A 15,426-nucleotide genomic window follows, 5' to 3' on the forward strand; every position below is an offset into this window, starting at 1 on the left:
ACCGTCAGCCGGAGGTGATCGAGGTCAGCATCTGGTCGGCCAGGTCCGAGCGCCGGTAGAGCACCGAGCGACCGTCGCGGACCGCGACCAGCAGCCCGGCCGCCCGCAGCGCCCGCAGATGCTGGTTGACCGCGGTCGGGGTGACCCCGAGATTGAGCGCCAGTTCGGTGGAGGACGCGGGCGCCTCCAGGCGTTGCAGCAGGGCGGCCCGGTGGGAACCGAGCACACCGGCCAGGGCTCCTGCGGCCGGGGGCGGGGCGCTCTCCCAGACCGTGGCGCTGCCCCGGGCCAGGTAGATGATCGTGGAGAGGTCGTCCGGGGAGACCGCGACACAGACCGCGCTGGTCCACAAGGTCGGGACCAGGGTGAGGCCCTGGTCGGCCCGCCCGGCCCAGACGGTCCCGGACCCCGTGCGCACCTCGACGCCGTCGCCGTCCATCCGCACCCGGTCGGTCAGGTCGGCGAACATCGCGGCCAGGCCGTGCTGCGCGATCTGACGGCCCCGGTAGGTGACGTCCGCCTCCAGCACCGCTCGCATCCGCGGCCAGTCGGGGGCGAAACACAGCTCCCAGTAGTCGTTCAGGGCGCTGACGACCCGCTGGAGCGCGCGGTCCCCGCGCAGGACCGCAGGGATCTGCGCGTCGGTCTCGTAGGTCGCGAGCAGACCTTGCGTGACGGTGGCGGCCGGGGTGGAGGACAGCCGGGCCAGTTCGTCCTCGAAGCGGGTCAGGGGTGAGGACGGTTGCGGGGTGAGGAAGTCGGGTAGCCAGTTGCGCGGCGAGACCAGCGCCTCCAGAACCTCGGTGTCGAGGCGTTCGTGGAGAGGACGGGTGCGACGTACCCACGGCAGGTGGAGGGGGTACCGACCCGGATCGCGCCAGCTGCGCAGCGACAGCACCAGTTCGTTGAGCGGTGAGATGGCGAAGCGCACACCGGCCAGGGCGGAGCCGGTCAATTCGTAACGCACCACCATGAAGCACAACGCTACAGGGATCGCGCCCGAGGCGGGACCGGTCTGCACTGAGCCCCATGTCTACCGCGAGCGACCGGCGTGACCCGGTCCTTCAGGCGCTGTTGCTCTCCTCGGCCGCGAGCGCCACGTCCCTCGGCCTGACCTTCAGCCTCACCGCGCTGTACCTGACCCGGGTGGCCGGGATCGGCGCCCACGCGGTCGGAATCGGCCTGACCGTCGCCGGGGTCCTCGCCATCGCCACGACGTTCCTGGCCGGGAACCTCAGCGACCGGTACGGGGCGCGGGAGGTCATGGCCGCCGGGGCCGTGACCCAGGCCGTCGCGCTGGCCGGGTACTGCCTGATCGACGGGCAGGTCGTGGCCTTCGTACTGCTGGCGTGCGTGCTGCTGGGAGCTCAGGGCATTCAGGGCACGGCCAAGGTCACGCTGGTCGCGCAGGCCTTCGCCGGCTCGGAGCGGAACTCGATGCGCGCCCGGATCCGGGTGATCACGAACATCTTCGTCGCGGTGGGTTCCGGCCTGGGCGCGGTCACCCTGGCCGTCGGCACGGCGCCCGCCTACCGGGCGGCCCTGGTCGCGGCGGCGGTTTTGGTGCTCGGTTCGGCCCTGCCGTTGGCTCGGCTGAACCCGCCGCGCGCGGTACCCGCACGGGCCCCGGCGGGATCCGCGCCGCTGGGCGATCGCCGATACCTGGCGCTCGCGGCCCTGAACGGCGTCATCCACGTCCAGTTCGAGGTGCTGACCCTGGGCATGCCGCTCTGGGTGGCGAGCCGGACCCAGGCCCCGGAGGCGCTGATCGGGGTGCTGATCGTGCTCAATACCGGCGTGGTGACGGCGTTGCAGATCCCGGCCACCCGGCTGGTCAGTGATGTGCGCAGGGCCGGGCGCACCGTGTTCGCCGCCACCGTGCTGCTGGCCCTGGCCTGCGTGCTCTACCCGACCGCCGCCGTCTTCGGCACCGTGACCGCCACGGCCGTCCTGGTCACCGCGGTGGCGGTGCACTCCCTGGGTGAGGTGCTGTCCGAGGCGGGCGGCTGGGAGCTGGCTTTCGAGCTCGCCGACCCGGCGCGGCCCGGCGCCTACCAGGGCCTGAGCGCGACCGGCGCGGCGGTGGGCGCGGCGCTGGCGCCGGTGGTGATCACCTCCACCGCGATCGCCCACGGGCTGCCCGGCTGGCTGTTGCTCGGGGGTGTCTTCGTCTCGGCCGGGGCCGGGACCCAGACACTGAGCCGGAGGACGACCCGACCGTCGGTCCGGAATCTGGTGAAATAGGAGCCCCTGCGGAGAGGAGTTTCGAGGTGCTGACTTTTCGGCCGAGCCTGTGGGACTGGGTGATCCGCGCTCCGGTGCTGTTCGGGCTCCTGGTCGTGTCGGGTGCGCGGTCGCTGCCCGATCTGCTGGCGGCGGCTGCCGGTCTGGTGCTGATGGCCGTCGTGGCGGTCCACGTCCTGGGCCGCTGGCAGAGCGTCGTCGTCACGGCCGAAGGCATCCACGTGCGAATATTTTTCGTGGCCAGGCACTATCCGGTCGAGGAGATCGACGAGGTCTTCCGCGGCGACAAGGGTCACGACTGGGTGAGGGTTCGGCTGACGTCGGGGCGCACCCCGCGACTCCTGACGGTGCCCGACGATCAGGTGGCCGCCGTGAACGAGCTTCTCGGTAAAGGAGCTTCAGGCGGGCCGGGTGCTCAGGTAGGCGGCGCGGCGCCGGGGGACGGTGGTCAGGAAGCCTAGGAGGGGGCCGGCCGCGAAGCTGACGGCGGTGACCGAGGTCAGGATCACCGGCGGCTGTCCCAGGAGTTCCCAGCCGGCGACGCCGGGCCAGCCGCCGGGGCGGAGGTAGGCCAGCGCCATCAGCAGGAGAACGGCGGCACAGCTCAGGGTGGCGAGGCCGGTCTGCCACCCGTTCAGCGAGCTGCCGGCGACCGTGCATCCGGCGACCAGGAGGGCCCAGCCGGTCGCGACGATCAGCTGAGGCCGCTCCGGGTTGCCCATCATGGGGACCTGGGCCGTCAGGCATACGCCGGCCACGATCACGAACAGGGACGAGTCCGACAGCAGAGGCGGCGGACCTCCGGAAGCCTCGTGATCGTTCCGGACACCGGCGCGACGGAGGTGCCGGGACGTCCACCATGTGCCGGTCGCGAGAATGCCGAGGAGGGCGGCACCGACGATCAGATGCCAGGTGTAGGTGGTGTCGTACGAATCGTCGTCGCGCAGAAGCGACTCGGAGAGCGGCGCGGCGACCAGGGTCATCGGGCCGGCCACGGCTCCGACCAGCGCTGCCCCGGCCAGGACGACGCGTCCGCGGGCGACCAGGAGACCGGCCCCGGCGATCGCGATCAGACCGGTGCCCGTCATGGCGGCCGTGTGCTGGGAAAGTGACTCCAGTTCCACCTCACCCGGGAGACCTTGCCCCTCCCACCAGGTCCGGGCAGCGTGCTGACCCAGCCACCCGATGCTGCCGACCACGAGCGCGAGGGCCGCCGCCGCGATCAGCGCACCCGCCGCCACCTCGGACCGGGATCCGTCGACGTCGTCCATCCCCCGCCCCTCGACCGGACCGGCGCATTCCTGAGGGAAGCCGCACGACCTGACCACGACGTCCTCAAGCAGGAAAACGGCCCGCCCCCGGAGGGAGGCGGGCCGCAGGCGGGGACGATCAGAAGTCGAAGTCGCCGATGTTGTCCTTGTTGAACCCGGTCGGGTCGCCGAGCAGCACCGTGTTGTCGGCGCCGACGGTGTAGTCGCCGAGGTCGCCGGCGGTGAACTTGTCACCCTCCTTGCCGGTGATCTCGCCGTTGGCCAGGGCGGCCGCGGCGTAGGCGGCGAGGGTGCCGAGGTCGGTGGGGTTCCACAGGTAGAACTCGGTGACCGTGCCGTCCTCGACGAACTTGCGCATCTGGTTCGGGGTGCCGAGACCGGTCAGCGCGACCTTGCCCTTGGACTTGGAGGTGGACAGGTAACGGGCCGCGGCGGCGATACCCACCGTGGTCGGGCTGATGATGCCCTTCAGGTTCGGGTGGTTCTTCAGCAGGGCGGCGGTCTTGTCGAACGACGTCTGGTCGTCGTCGTTGCCGTAGACCGTGTCGACGAGCTTGATGTCCGGGTGGTCGGCCTGGAGGTCCTTCTTCATCAGGTCGATCCAGGCGTTCTGGTTCGTCGCGTTGGCCGAGGCCGAGAGGATCGCGATCTCGCCGGAGTCACCGATCTGCTCGGCGAGGCCGTCGACCTGGGCCTTCGCTATGCCCTCGGGGGAGGCCTGGTTCACGAAGAGGTCGCGGTACTGGGCCTCGGTGTCGGAGTCGAACGTGACGATCTTCGTGCCCGACGACTTGGCCTGGGTCAGGGCCGAGCCGACGGCCTTGGGGTCGTTGGCCGAGAGCACGATGGCGCTGGCGTGCTGCTGGGCGGCGGTGTTGATGTACTGCACCTGCGCGTCCGGGCTGGCCGTCTGCGGACCGACCTCGGAGAAGGTGCCGCCGAGCGCCTCGACGGCCTTCTTGCCGCCCGCGTCGCTGGCGTCGAAGTAGGGGTTGCCCAGGTTCTTGGGCAGGAAGACGATGCTCAGCGGCTTGTCGCCGGAACCGCCGGACTCGCCGTCGCTGGAAGTACCGGTGTCGGCCTTGCCGCAGGCGGTCATGGTCAGGGCGAGGGACAGAGTTGCCACTCCGAGGAGGGCGGTGCGCCGATCGAGCAGCCGGGTGAGGGTCCGCATGACAGATTGTCCTTTCACTTCACTGTGAACTGACGCTCGAGGGCGTCGGTGTGGGCCGCTGGACGCGGTGTCGCCTGGCTCGTGACCCGCGGATGTCGGAGACCCACGCCAGGAGACTGGTGGAGAGCACGGACAGCACGAGCAGCAGTCCGATGATGATGTTGATGACGTTCACGGTGACGCCCTCCAGCCGCAGGGCGCTGGAGAGGGCACCGATGAGGAGCACACCGGCGATGACGCCGGGCAGCTTGCCCCGGCCACCGAAGATCGACACGCCGCCGAGCAGGACGGCTGCGATCACCTGGAGCTCGAGACCGGTGGCGTTGTCGCCACGGGCACTGCCGAACCGCAGGGTGTAGAAGATGCCGGCCAGCGCGGAGAGCGTGCCGGTCAGGACGAACAGGATCATCTTGGTGCGCTGCACGTTGACGCCGGTGAACTCGGCCGCCTCGGGGCTCAGCCCGATGTCGTAGATGCCGCGGCCGAAGGGCGAGAAGTGCAGCAGCGCGATGAAGATCGCGGCAAGGACGACGAAAACCATCATGAATGTCGGAATACCGCTCGAACCCAGAACTCTGGACGTCAGTTCCGTCCAGTTCGCGGGGAAGTCGGTGACCGCCGTGGTGCCGAGCAGCCCGACCGCGATCCCGCGGTAGAGGGCGAGCGTGCCGATGGTCACCGCGAGCGAGGGTAGCCCCACGTAGGCCACCAGGAAACCGTTGACCACGCCGCAGATCACGCCCGTCACCAGCGCGGTGAGGCAGGCCAGCGGCATGCCCACGCCGTGCTGCACGAGCAGTCCCAGAACGGCACTGGAGAGACCGACGACGGACGCGACGGACAGGTCGATCTCGCCGGTCACGATCACGAGGGTCATCGGCAGGGCGATGAGCAGGACCGTCGTCATGTCGACGAGGATGTAGGTCAGGGTCAGGGTGTCACCGAAGTACGGGATGTTGCTGTAGCCGTACAGCCAGATGATGACCAGCAGGGCGATGACGCCGGCCTCCCGGCCGATGAGCAGTCGCCGCCACAGGGGATGGGTGTACGAGGGGTAGGTGCGTTCGCTCATGACTCGTCCCTCGCTTCGATCAGTTTGCGCGCCTGGCGGGCGGCGAGCACCCGGTCGAGCACGATGGCGGCGATGATCAGTGCGCCCACCAGGGCCTGCTGCCAGAAGTCGGAGATCCCGACCATGGGCAGCGCGCTGTTGATCGTCATCAGCAGTCCCGCGCCGATGGCGGCGCCCCAGGCGGTGCCGGAGCCACCGAAGATCGCGACCCCTCCGACCACCGCGGCCGCCACCGCCTGGAACTCGATACCCGTTCCGGCGCTGGAGTTCACCGTGCCGTAGCGGGCGGCGAACACCACCCCGGCCAGACCGGCCAGGGCGCCGCTGAGGATGAAAGCGCCCACCACGCGGCGGTTCACCGGCAGGCCGTAGAGCACGGCGGCCTCCGGGTCGGAGCCCACCGCGTAGAGCTCACGGCCCGAGCGGGCGGTCTGCAGGTAGTAGCCGACGGCTACCACGATCACCATGGCAATGATGAAAAGTACCGGGATGGTGAAAATCTGGGCGGTGCCGAGCTTGAGGAAACGGTCGGGCATCTGCGAGGCGCTGATCAGGCTGGAACCGGCCCAGGTGAGCACGATGCCGCGGAAGATGTACTGCGTGCCCAGGGTGATCACCAGGGCGGGCACCTTGCCGTAGGCCACCACCACGCCGTTAATCAGGCCCAGCCCGGCACCGGCGGCGCTGCCGATCACGAAGGCCAGCACCGGCGGCAGGCCCGGGTGCGCCATGAACAGCTCACCGGTCAGCCAGGCACTCAGACCGAGGATGGAGCCGACCGACAGGTCGACGTTACGGGTGATGATCACGACCGTCTGGCCGGCGGCCAGGAGCAGCAGGATCGTGGGGGTCAGCAGCAGGTCGCGCCAGCCGTCGGAGCTGACCACGAAGTCCGGGCTCTTGATCGCCGCGGCCGCCACGACGATCAGCAGCACGATCGCGACGGACAGTTCCCGGGAGCGCAGAAGGGTTTTCAGCAGCCGGGTGCGGGCGGGCAGGGCGCTGGGCTCGAGCAGCAGGGCCGTGCCCTCATCGGTGGTGGTGTGAGTCATCGGGCCATCTCCTGGCTGCCTGAGCTGGCGGTGGCGGCGTGCATGACGGTCTCCGGGGTGGCCTGCTCGCGGGTGAGGTCGGCGGTGAGCCGGCCCTCGCTGACGACCAGCACCCGGTCGGCCATGCCCAGCACCTCGGGCAGTTCCGAGGAGATCATCAGGATCGCCAGACCCTGCCCCGCCAGTTCCGAGAGCAGCCGGTGCACCTCGGACTTGGTGCCGACGTCGATGCCGCGGGTGGGCTCGTCGATGATCAGCAGGTCAGGTTTCGTGGCCAGCCACTTGGCGATGACCACCTTCTGCTGGTTACCACCGCTCATGGTCTTCGCCGGGGCGTCGAGCGAGCTGGTCTTGACCTCCAGGCGGGCGGCCCAGGGGGCCACGGCCCGGTTCTCCTGCGCCTTGGTGAGCAGACCGCCCTTGGCCAGGCCGCGCCGGATCACCCCGGCGATGTTCTCGGCGACCGAGGCGTCGGTGACCAGACCCTGCTTGCGCCGGTCTTCGGGGATGAAGGCCATGCCCGAACGGATGGCCGCGCGCGGGTTCCGGGCGGGTACCGCGGTGCCGCTCATGCTCACCGTGCCGCTGTCGTAGCGGTCGACACCGAACACGGCGCGGGCGATCTCGCTGCGCCCGGCCCCGACCAGCCCAGCCAGGCCGACGATCTCGCCGCGGCGCACGGTGAAGGAGACGTCGTGGAAGACGCCGGCCGACTGCAGCCCCTCGACCTTCAGCACCACGTCACCGATGTCGGTGTCCTGCTTGGGGAAGAGGTCGGCGACCTCGCGGCCGACCATCAGGTTCACCATCTCCGTGACGGTGGTCTCCGCGATCGGCCGGGTGCCGATGTACGAGCCGTCGCGCATCACGGTGACGGCGTCGCACAGGTCGAACACCTCGTCGAAGCGGTGGGAGATGAAGACCAGCGCCCGGCCCTCGTCGCGCAGCCGGCGGGCGACCGTGAACAGCCGCTCGACCTCGACACCGGACAGGGCCGCGGTCGGCTCGTCCATGATGAGCACCTTGGCGTCCAGCGAGATGGCCTTGGCGATCTCGATGATCTGCTGGTCGGCGATCGACAGGCCCAGGGCTGGGCGGCGCGGGTCGATGTGCACGCCGAGGCCCTGGAAGAGCTTCCCGGCCTCGCGGTACATCGTGGCCTTGTCGATCCGCCGCATGCGACCGAGGATCTGGCGGCCCATGAAGATGTTCTCGGTGACCGACAGGTCGGGGAACAGTGTCGGTTCCTGGTAGATCACGGCGATGCCGGCGGCCTTGGACTCCGCGGTGGAACCGAAGTCGACGGCCTGACCGTCGAGGAAGAAGTCACCGCCGTCGCGGCGGTGCACGCCGGCCACGATCTTGACGAGAGTTGACTTACCGGCGCCATTTTCGCCGACCAGCGCGTGGATCGAGCCGGGCTGGACGGTCAGGCTGCCCGAGCGCAGGGCGGCGACGGGGCCGAAGTTCTTCGACACGCCCGCTAACTGCAGGGCGGCCTGGGGTGGGCTGTCCATGAGCACCTTGCCTCGTTGAAAGGATTCAAATGCAGAACGTAGAGTTGCTGATTACCGGTGTCAAGCAACGGTTTGTATCGTTCGGCGGACGGGGGGAAGTCCGTCGGACGGGCTGGTTCCGAGGGGGCGGAACTGTAGCGCTTCCTGTCGCTCCGGGTACCCGTTTCTCGCCAGGAGCCGCTGGGTGGGCGGGTTTTGGTGAGGAGCGGTTGTCGGCATCACTGATCGGCTGCCTTCGGCAGGCGCCGAATATGATGAGGGGCATCAGCTTTCCGGGAGCTTTCGGAACCGGTGCGGCTGTTATCCGTGGGGGTGTGGGCGCCCGGGTGCGCGGCGGTGGTCGACCGCGTCGTTCCCGTGGTGGGGGAGTGAGGCCCGGGTTGCCTGGGTGGATGCCGGCAGAGGACGAACCGGACGGCGACGGTGGTCGGCTCGCCGGAGGGGGGTGGGACCGCTGAGGTGGTCGGCCGGGGTTCGCGTCAGGAAGTGGACCGGTGTTCGGTCGGTTCCGTGTTGTCCCACTGACCGGGTGCGGTCGAGGCGCTCGGCCCGCGGGGGGTCGGCTGAGTGCATGAGACTCTCTCTTGAGTCCTAGTCAGTGAAACGATTCATCTTGCCTTGAGGCAGCTTAACCAGGGTCTGATGGCCCTGGCAACGGTTTGGTGAGTTCCAGCCGCCGACCGGTGAGCAGGGGAGGGGCGCGAGGCGGTCCGTGAGGAACGCGCTGTTCGTTCGGCGGGGTTGCGCCGGTTCGCCGGAGGGGGTGGGCCGGTCGGCCGAGGAGGTGCGGCGGTGTCGCCGCGGTCCGGTCTGGGGAACGACCACCGTTTCACGCCTCGGCGTTCGGGCATTGTGTTGCCGCGAGTGGGGTTTCGTCATCAGCGTCGGGAAAGAAGTCCCGCAGATCGGTCTGGGGCGTGCAAAAGAACATAATGAAACGTTGTAAAGGGGTCGTCTCGACCATCGAGCCTCACGGCGGACGACGATCAGGGGCCCGGCCGTCAGTCACCCTGGGGCGTGATGTGCAGGACGTCGGCACTGCGTGGCATCGGGGGCCGGACGGCCTCGTGCACCCCGGGCAGCGCCCGGATGTTGTTCAGCAGGGCCTGGAACTGGTGCGGTTCGATACCGGCCTGGAGATAGACCTGGAACCGGCCGTTGTCCAGCGAGGCCACGTACTGCACCGGGATGCGGTGGTCGAGCAGGTGGCGGCGAAATTCCTCGGCGGTGGGCACGGCCGGCACTCCTTCGTGTGACCTGGTGTGATCACCCTTAGTTCACCGTGCCGACCCCCGCCGTGGAAAGGCCCCGCGCCGCCCGGTGGCGCCTGGAATCGCGACCTGGTGAACATCGTCCTCAAGAAGGCCCGCCGGCCCGGAACCTCGCCGGCACGCTCGAACGCGTGGCGTCGGGCCGGGCCGCGATCGTCTCGGCCGGACGCCACGCCGCCGGGATCCGGCCGGACCTGATCACCGTGCCGATCGAAGGAGTCGATCCGGCGCAGGTGGCCCGTCGTGTCGCGCGCCGGCGACCGCAACCGGCTGGTGGACGACTTCCACGCCCTCGCCCCACCTGTCCTGGCCCAGATCGACAGCACGAGGGCGTGCCATCCGCGGGGTTGGCCATTGATCGGGGCGGGAGGCGGGGTTCCCCTTGCTGGGGAAATACCCCGCCACGGAAGGTACGAGAAACAACATGACGTCGACTGTTGCCGGAACCGGTCTGACCGAACGGGTCGCCCGCACCCGTCACCTGCTGATGTGCTCGCCCGAGCACTTCACCGTCGAGTACTCGATCAATCCCTGGATGGACCTGACCGTTCCCGTCGACCACGCGCTGGCCCAGCGGCAGTGGGAACAACTCCGGGAGGTCTACGAGGGCCTGGGTCACCAGGTCGAGATCATGCCGGGGACGCCTGGGTTGCCCGACCTGGTCTTCACGGCGAACGCCGCGGTCGTGCACGACGGCCGGGCCCTGGTCGCCCGTTTCACCCATCCCCAGCGCCAGCCGGAGAGCGCGGAGTACCTGCGGTGGTTCCAGGACGCCGGATACTCGCCCGCCGCGATCGCCACGGAGCAGAACGAGGGGGAGGGAGACGTGCTCACCGTCGGCCGGTACATGCTGGCGGCCGTGGGTTCTCGCACATCGCTGGCCGCCCACGACGAGCTGCGGGCGTTCTTCGGGCTACCGGTCATCCCGCTGGAGCTGGCCGACCCGCGCTTCTACCACCTGGACACCGCGCTCGCGGTGCTCGACGAGCGCACGGTGGCCTACTACCCGGGCGCCTTCACGCAGGCCAGCGCGGGGATCATCGAGCAGTTGTTCGCCGGTGCGATCCGGGCGAGTGAGGACGACGCGGTCGCCTTCGGCCTGAACGCGATGTCCGACGGGCTGAACGTGGTGATGTCCTCCCGGGCCACGGATCTCATGAAGCAGTACGGGGCCCGCGGGTTCAACCCGATCGGCGTCGACATGTCCGAGCTGATCAAGAGCGGGGGCAGCGCCAAGTGCTGCACCCTGGAACTGCGCTGAGAACAGCCACCGGGCAAGGAAAAGGGCCGGACGACGTCGTCCGGCCCTTTTCGGCTCGCTTTTCGCTGGTTCGCTTCCGACCGTTACCGTCGGACGGAACGACGCGAGTAGTACGGCGTGACGGCGGCGATCAGCACGGCCGCGACAGCGACCTGCAGGACGTGGCGAATCCAGTCGATGCCGTTGGTGTCGTCCACGCCCAGGGCGGTGGCGGCAACGTTACCGACGATGGCGCCGACGATGCCGAGCAGGATGGTCAGCCAGATGGGAATGCTCTGCCGGCCCGGCAGAACGATTCGCGCGATCACACCGACGATGAGGCCGGCAATGATGGCCCAGATGAACGTCATGATGTTGGGGCCTTTCGCTGGAGGGAGGTCCGCCGTTCTGCGGATGTCCCGACCGTAACGGTGGATCTCCGACTCCGCATCAGGAAAAGATCTTGCAGGTCCGTCGCGGGGGCGGACCGCGTCGCACGCAAGGCGGTGCCCGAAATGAACCCGAATCGGCGTCCGAAAAATTCCTCCTGGCCGGTATTCGGAGCCCTTGCCTCGTTACCCGCCCGGTCGCGGTTGTCGGAGGATATGGTCGGGAGACGGGGTGGGTACGTCTCCCTGCGGCAGCCGGTTCCCAGACCGGTATCTGGTTCGGCCCGAGCGAGACCTCTCGACGAAGGACCACGAACATGAGCAGATCCGGGACGGCATCGGAAACCTCCACAGGCACCGGGCCCAGCGCCGAGCAGGAGGCTTCCGACCAGGCCGATCTCCAGAGCAGCCTGCACGATCTGGCGGGGCTGGTGACGGGGATTCTCGGCCTGGACGAACTTCTCGGCCGGGTTGCGACCTTTGCCGTCCGGGCCGTCCCGGGCGCCGACGGCGCCGGGGTGGCGCTGCTCGAGATGACGCCGGATCGGCACCGGGTGCAGGCGCTGGCCAGTAGCGCCCCCTTCGTGGCGCAGATCGATGAGATCCAGTACGGGACCCTCGACGAGGGGCCGTGCATCACCGCGGCCCGGGAGCGGCGAGCGGTGCGATCCGGGTCGCTGGGCGGGGAGAAGATGTGGCCCCGGTTCGGCCCCCGGGTCGGCCGGCTGGGCGTGCACAGCGCCTTGTCCATCCCCCTGCTTCTGCCGGACCGGCTGGTCGGGGCGATCAATGTGTACGCCCGGGAGAAACACGTCTTCGGCCAGCACGCCAGCGATCTCGGGGAGGAGTTCGCCTCGCCGGCGGCCGTTTCCGTCCACAACGCACAGGTCCTGGCGGCGGCGCAGCGTCTGGCCGCCCAGTTGCAGAGGGCGCTGACCAGCAGGGCGATCATCGACCAGGCCATCGGCCTGATCCGGGGCCGTAGCGGCGGCACGGCGCAGGAGGCCTTCGCCCGGTTGCGCCGGATCAGCCAGGCCGAGCACCTGAAACTGAGTGATGTCGCCGAGCGCATCGTCACCGACGCGGTGCGGCGGGCCGGCCCCCGCCGCTGATCTCGGGAGACGTCTCAAGGGACGCGGTAGGGCACGGGCTCCTCGGCCGGTTCTGCGGAAGGCTCGGCCCGGACCGCGGCAATACCGGCGAGAATCAAGGCGCCACCGGCCATCTGGACTCCGGTGAGCGCCTCTCCGAGCAGGATCCAGGCGAAGAGTGCGGCGAAGGCCACCTCCAGCAGGCCGACGAACGATGCGAGCCGGGACCCGAGCGCCTCGGAGGCCGTGATGCCCGCCGCGTAGGCGACGGCCGTGCTGAGAAGGGCGAGCAGGACGAGCGGAACCCACCAGGGGGCCTGGGTGCCGAACATCGGCAGGCTCCCGAACGTGGCCGTGAACGGGAGCAGACCGCCGGCGCCCACCAGGGCGAGCACCAGGCCTCCGGTCAGGAGACCGGACGCCGCCAGCGCCACCGGGGGCAGCCCGTCACCGCTGCGGGCGGCGACGAGGAAGTAGACGGCGCACCCGATGGCGGCGGCGAGAGCGAAGGCCAGACCCACCGGATCGACGGGCTGGAGGGCGCCGGGGCCGATCACGAGGGTCAGGCCCGCCAGGGCCAGCGCCGAGCCGAGCAGCACGGTCGGGCGGGGCGTCCGGCGGGTGCGGGCCCAGGCGAGACCGACTAGCAGCAGGGGCGCCAGGAACTCGATGAGGAGCGCGGTCGAGACCGGGATGGTCTGGATCGCCGCGAAGTAGGCGAGCTGGGTGCAGGCCACACCGGCCACTCCCATGGTCAGTACCCGCCATCGGGCCGGCCAGAGGATGTGCCACCGGCCGCGCAGCATCGTCAGGGCGATCGGCAGGAGCAGCGCCCCGCCGACCAGAGCCCGGGCCGCCACCGCGGCGGTCGGCGACCAGCCTTCTGTCAGTAGCGGTTTCACCAGGGTGCCGGAGGTCCCGAAGGAGGCGGCCGCGATCAGGGCGGCGGACAGGCCGGTGGACGTCGACGAGAGCTGCATGTTTCTCCTTGGCTGGAGCGACCGCTCTACTGTCAGGATCTAATAGCTCTATGCCCATGACGGTAGGTCGTTCACTTGTAAGGAGTCAACTTGCATTTTGCCCCTGACACGCAGGAGTCGCTCGAGTTCATCGTCGACCTGGGCAACACCGATCCCGGCGCGTCGCGCAGTGGCGACGACGAGATCGCCACCGTCGAGGCTCTCGCAGCTCTCCTGGCCCGCTACCCCTACACCGGGCGGATCGACCACGACGAGGAAGAACTGCGCGGTGTCCGGCAGACCCGGGACCTGCTGCGGCGGGTCTGGAGCCTGGACCGGGACGCCGCCGTGGTCGAGGTGAACCGGATGCTGCGGGAGGCCGAGGTGCTGCCGCAGCTGGCCCGGCACGGGGCGTCGGACTGGCACCTGCACGGCACCACGTCCGGCACCCCGCTGCCTCAGCGCATGCGGGTGGAGGCGGCGCTGGCGTTCGTGGACGTGATCCGCACGGACGAGACGGGCCGGCTGCGGGTCTGCGCGGCAACCGACTGCACGGGTCTGCTGCTGGACCTGTCGCGCAACGGCTCCAAGCGCTTCTGCAGCGTGCGGTGCGGGAACCGGACGAACATGATCGCCTTCCGCGGCCGGCGGACCGCGGAAGGGGACTGAGCTACCTGTAGCTACGGGGGTCGGGTCACCGGGCCAGGGCTGCCAGTGCCTCCTGGCCGCCGGGGATGCGGGCCGGCGGGGTGCCGTCCAGGTCCGGGGCGGTGGTCGAGACGAAGACGTGCTTGGCCAGGTGGTCGGAGAGCCCGACGTCGTGGGTGCCGCCGTTCACCAGGGTGACGGCCGAGGGGCGCTGCCCGATCACGGTGACGGCGGTGCCGGGGATCAGGCCCTGCTCGAGCAGCTCGCCGAGAGCAGCCGGGTCGGCCTGGAGGGGCTCGCCGATCCAGGCGATCCAGGCGGGCGTCCCGTCGTCCGGCCGCGTGGCCCGGCGGGTGAGGTTCTCGACCGTGATGTCCGGGGCCGGGCTGTTCTCCCGCGTGATGGGGTTGCCGTAGGGCGAGTGGCGAGGATGGCCGAGGAGGCGGTCGATGAGGTCTTCGGTGTGGTCGCTCACGACGTGTTCCCAGCGGCAGGCCTCGACGTGCAGCAGCGGCCACTCCAGCCCGACCACCTGGTGCAGGAAGACCTCGGTGAGCCGGTGCTTGCGCATGATGCTGCTCGCCGACGTACGCCCGGCGTCGGTCAGGACGATCTGCCGGTCGCTGCCCAGGTCGAGCAGCTGGTCACGGCGCAGGCGGTCGACGGTCTGGCTGACCGTGGGGCCGGACTGGGCGAAGCGCTCCACCAGCCGGGCGCGCAACGGCACAACGCCCTCCTCCTCGAGCTCGAGGACGGCTTTGAGATACATCTCGCTGGTGTCGATGAGGTCGTGGTCGTCCATCGGGGCACCCTTCTTCCCGAGTCGGTCTCTGCCCGCAGGCTTCGCGCGAGGCGGCCGGCGGCGTGTCATGAACATAGTCTCCAGATTTGAGTGAATCAAATTTAGACGTCAGATTGGCTCGAAGGATTGAGTTGCGGGCGTGACTTTACGGGCGTTATTCAATATTTAGGCAGTTTCTCCGGGATTCGCCGTCCCGAACGGTGTGAGGCTCTGGACACACTCCGGCAGAGGACGATGCGGGTGCAGTGCCGGTGGGGTGCAGTCCGGCATTCAGCTCGTTGCGGACAGGTCCGCGCCCGTGTCGCGGCGCCGGCGCCGAACGGTCGGGGCGGCCCCTCCGGAGGCGTGCGCCTCCGGGGTGGCGTGGTCCGGCGAGGCGCCGAAATATGTTCTTGGGGAAGAATTGCGAGGTCATCGGGCGGATTGGCCCAGCCCAGGAGGTCCTGCGGGGAATCGGGGTGGTCGGCGGGGGTGGGCGAGCGGATCCGGCGAATATTCGCCCGGCCCGGCGATCTGAGCGAGTCCGCGGTTTTCGGCGCCGTGGTCACGAACTTTAGCCCGGACAACGTCTCGACCTGCCCGCTTTGTCGACAGAACATACGATCCTCGCGAGTAGTTAACGAGGCCGATCCCGGCGTTCGCCCGACCGCTGGGGCGGAGAGGACATCTGTTCCTCTACTCTTACTCCGCCGGAGG

The 15,426-nt window shown here is 69.5% G+C and carries 15 protein-coding genes; 5 read left to right on the forward strand and 10 right to left on the reverse strand.

The genetic code is table 11. The annotated features are described in order from the left end of the window. Nucleotides 1–4: 4 nt before the first annotated feature. Nucleotides 5–973, reverse strand: a complete 969-nt coding sequence (locus tag LR393_RS28260) for an ArsR/SmtB family transcription factor (RefSeq protein WP_231487943.1) — start codon at nucleotides 971–973, stop codon at nucleotides 5–7. Nucleotides 974–1,029: 56 nt separating this feature from the next. Here LR393_RS28260 and LR393_RS28265 point away from each other — a divergent pair, with 56 nt between their 5' ends. Both LR393_RS28265 and LR393_RS28270 read left to right on the forward strand, forming a co-directional pair. Continuing rightward, on the forward strand, nucleotides 1,030–2,244 hold the full coding sequence (locus tag LR393_RS28265; RefSeq protein WP_231487944.1) for an MFS transporter: 1,215 nt from the start codon (nucleotides 1,030–1,032) through the stop codon (nucleotides 2,242–2,244). A gap of 26 nt (nucleotides 2,245–2,270) precedes the next feature. Then, on the forward strand, nucleotides 2,271–2,705 hold the full coding sequence (locus LR393_RS28270) for a hypothetical protein (RefSeq protein ID WP_231487945.1): 435 nt from the start codon (nucleotides 2,271–2,273) through the stop codon (nucleotides 2,703–2,705). Here LR393_RS28270 and LR393_RS28275 read toward each other — a convergent pair. From LR393_RS28275 to LR393_RS28300, 6 genes are all read right to left on the reverse strand, one after another. Beyond that, a complete protein-coding gene (locus LR393_RS28275) occupies nucleotides 2,643–3,515 on the reverse strand; it encodes a hypothetical protein (RefSeq protein ID WP_231487946.1) in 873 nt (290 codons plus the stop codon). The genes LR393_RS28270 and LR393_RS28275 overlap by 63 nt on opposite strands. 118 nt (nucleotides 3,516–3,633) lie before the next feature. Continuing rightward, a complete protein-coding gene (gene rhaS / locus LR393_RS28280; RefSeq protein WP_231487947.1) occupies nucleotides 3,634–4,689 on the reverse strand; it encodes a rhamnose ABC transporter substrate-binding protein in 1,056 nt (351 codons plus the stop codon). A 19-nt stretch (nucleotides 4,690–4,708) separates the two neighbouring features. Next, on the reverse strand, nucleotides 4,709–5,761 hold the full coding sequence (locus LR393_RS28285) for an ABC transporter permease (protein ID WP_231487948.1): 1,053 nt from the start codon (nucleotides 5,759–5,761) through the stop codon (nucleotides 4,709–4,711). Continuing rightward, nucleotides 5,758–6,813: an ABC transporter permease gene (locus LR393_RS28290; protein ID WP_231487949.1), complete on the reverse strand. Its 1,056-nt coding sequence runs from the start codon at nucleotides 6,811–6,813 to the stop codon at nucleotides 5,758–5,760. Before LR393_RS28290 ends, LR393_RS28285 begins: the two co-directional genes overlap by 4 nt. Continuing rightward, complete coding sequence (locus tag LR393_RS28295) at nucleotides 6,810–8,330, reverse strand: sugar ABC transporter ATP-binding protein (RefSeq protein ID WP_231487950.1); 1,521 nt, start codon at nucleotides 8,328–8,330, stop codon at nucleotides 6,810–6,812. The genes LR393_RS28290 and LR393_RS28295 overlap by 4 nt, the downstream gene beginning before the upstream one ends. 1,001 nt (nucleotides 8,331–9,331) lie before the next feature. Beyond that, nucleotides 9,332–9,565 (reverse strand): hypothetical protein, encoded by a 234-nt coding sequence (locus LR393_RS28300; RefSeq protein ID WP_231487951.1) that lies wholly within the window; start codon nucleotides 9,563–9,565, stop codon nucleotides 9,332–9,334. Between the two features lie 460 nt (nucleotides 9,566–10,025). Here LR393_RS28300 and ddaH point away from each other — a divergent pair, with 460 nt between their 5' ends. Beyond that, nucleotides 10,026–10,862, forward strand: coding sequence for a dimethylargininase (gene ddaH, locus LR393_RS28305; RefSeq protein WP_231487952.1), 837 nt, complete (start codon nucleotides 10,026–10,028; stop codon nucleotides 10,860–10,862). Nucleotides 10,863–10,945: 83 nt separating this feature from the next. Here the strand turns inward: ddaH and LR393_RS28310 are convergent, their stop codons facing one another. Beyond that, a complete protein-coding gene (locus tag LR393_RS28310; RefSeq protein WP_231487953.1) occupies nucleotides 10,946–11,212 on the reverse strand; it encodes a GlsB/YeaQ/YmgE family stress response membrane protein in 267 nt (88 codons plus the stop codon). Between the two features lie 335 nt (nucleotides 11,213–11,547). Between LR393_RS28310 and LR393_RS28315 the strand changes: the two genes are divergently transcribed. Beyond that, on the forward strand, nucleotides 11,548–12,342 hold the full coding sequence (locus LR393_RS28315; RefSeq protein ID WP_231487954.1) for a GAF and ANTAR domain-containing protein: 795 nt from the start codon (nucleotides 11,548–11,550) through the stop codon (nucleotides 12,340–12,342). Nucleotides 12,343–12,356: 14 nt separating this feature from the next. Here LR393_RS28315 and LR393_RS28320 read toward each other — a convergent pair whose 3' ends face one another. Further along, on the reverse strand, nucleotides 12,357–13,301 hold the full coding sequence (locus tag LR393_RS28320; RefSeq protein ID WP_231487955.1) for an EamA family transporter: 945 nt from the start codon (nucleotides 13,299–13,301) through the stop codon (nucleotides 12,357–12,359). Between the two features lie 90 nt (nucleotides 13,302–13,391). On the opposite strand from LR393_RS28320, the gene LR393_RS28325 reads away from it, so the two are divergent. After that, entirely contained in the window at nucleotides 13,392–13,949 is a 558-nt protein-coding gene (locus LR393_RS28325) for a CGNR zinc finger domain-containing protein (protein ID WP_231487956.1), read from the forward strand. Between the two features lie 25 nt (nucleotides 13,950–13,974). Here the strand turns inward: LR393_RS28325 and LR393_RS28330 are convergent, their stop codons facing one another. Further along, on the reverse strand, nucleotides 13,975–14,730 hold the full coding sequence (locus tag LR393_RS28330; protein ID WP_231487957.1) for a metal-dependent transcriptional regulator: 756 nt from the start codon (nucleotides 14,728–14,730) through the stop codon (nucleotides 13,975–13,977). Nucleotides 14,731–15,426: the final 696 nt, after the last annotated feature.

Source organism: Kineosporia mesophila, assembly GCF_021129235.1.
GTDB lineage: Bacteria > Actinomycetota > Actinomycetes > Actinomycetales > Kineosporiaceae > Kineosporia > Kineosporia mesophila.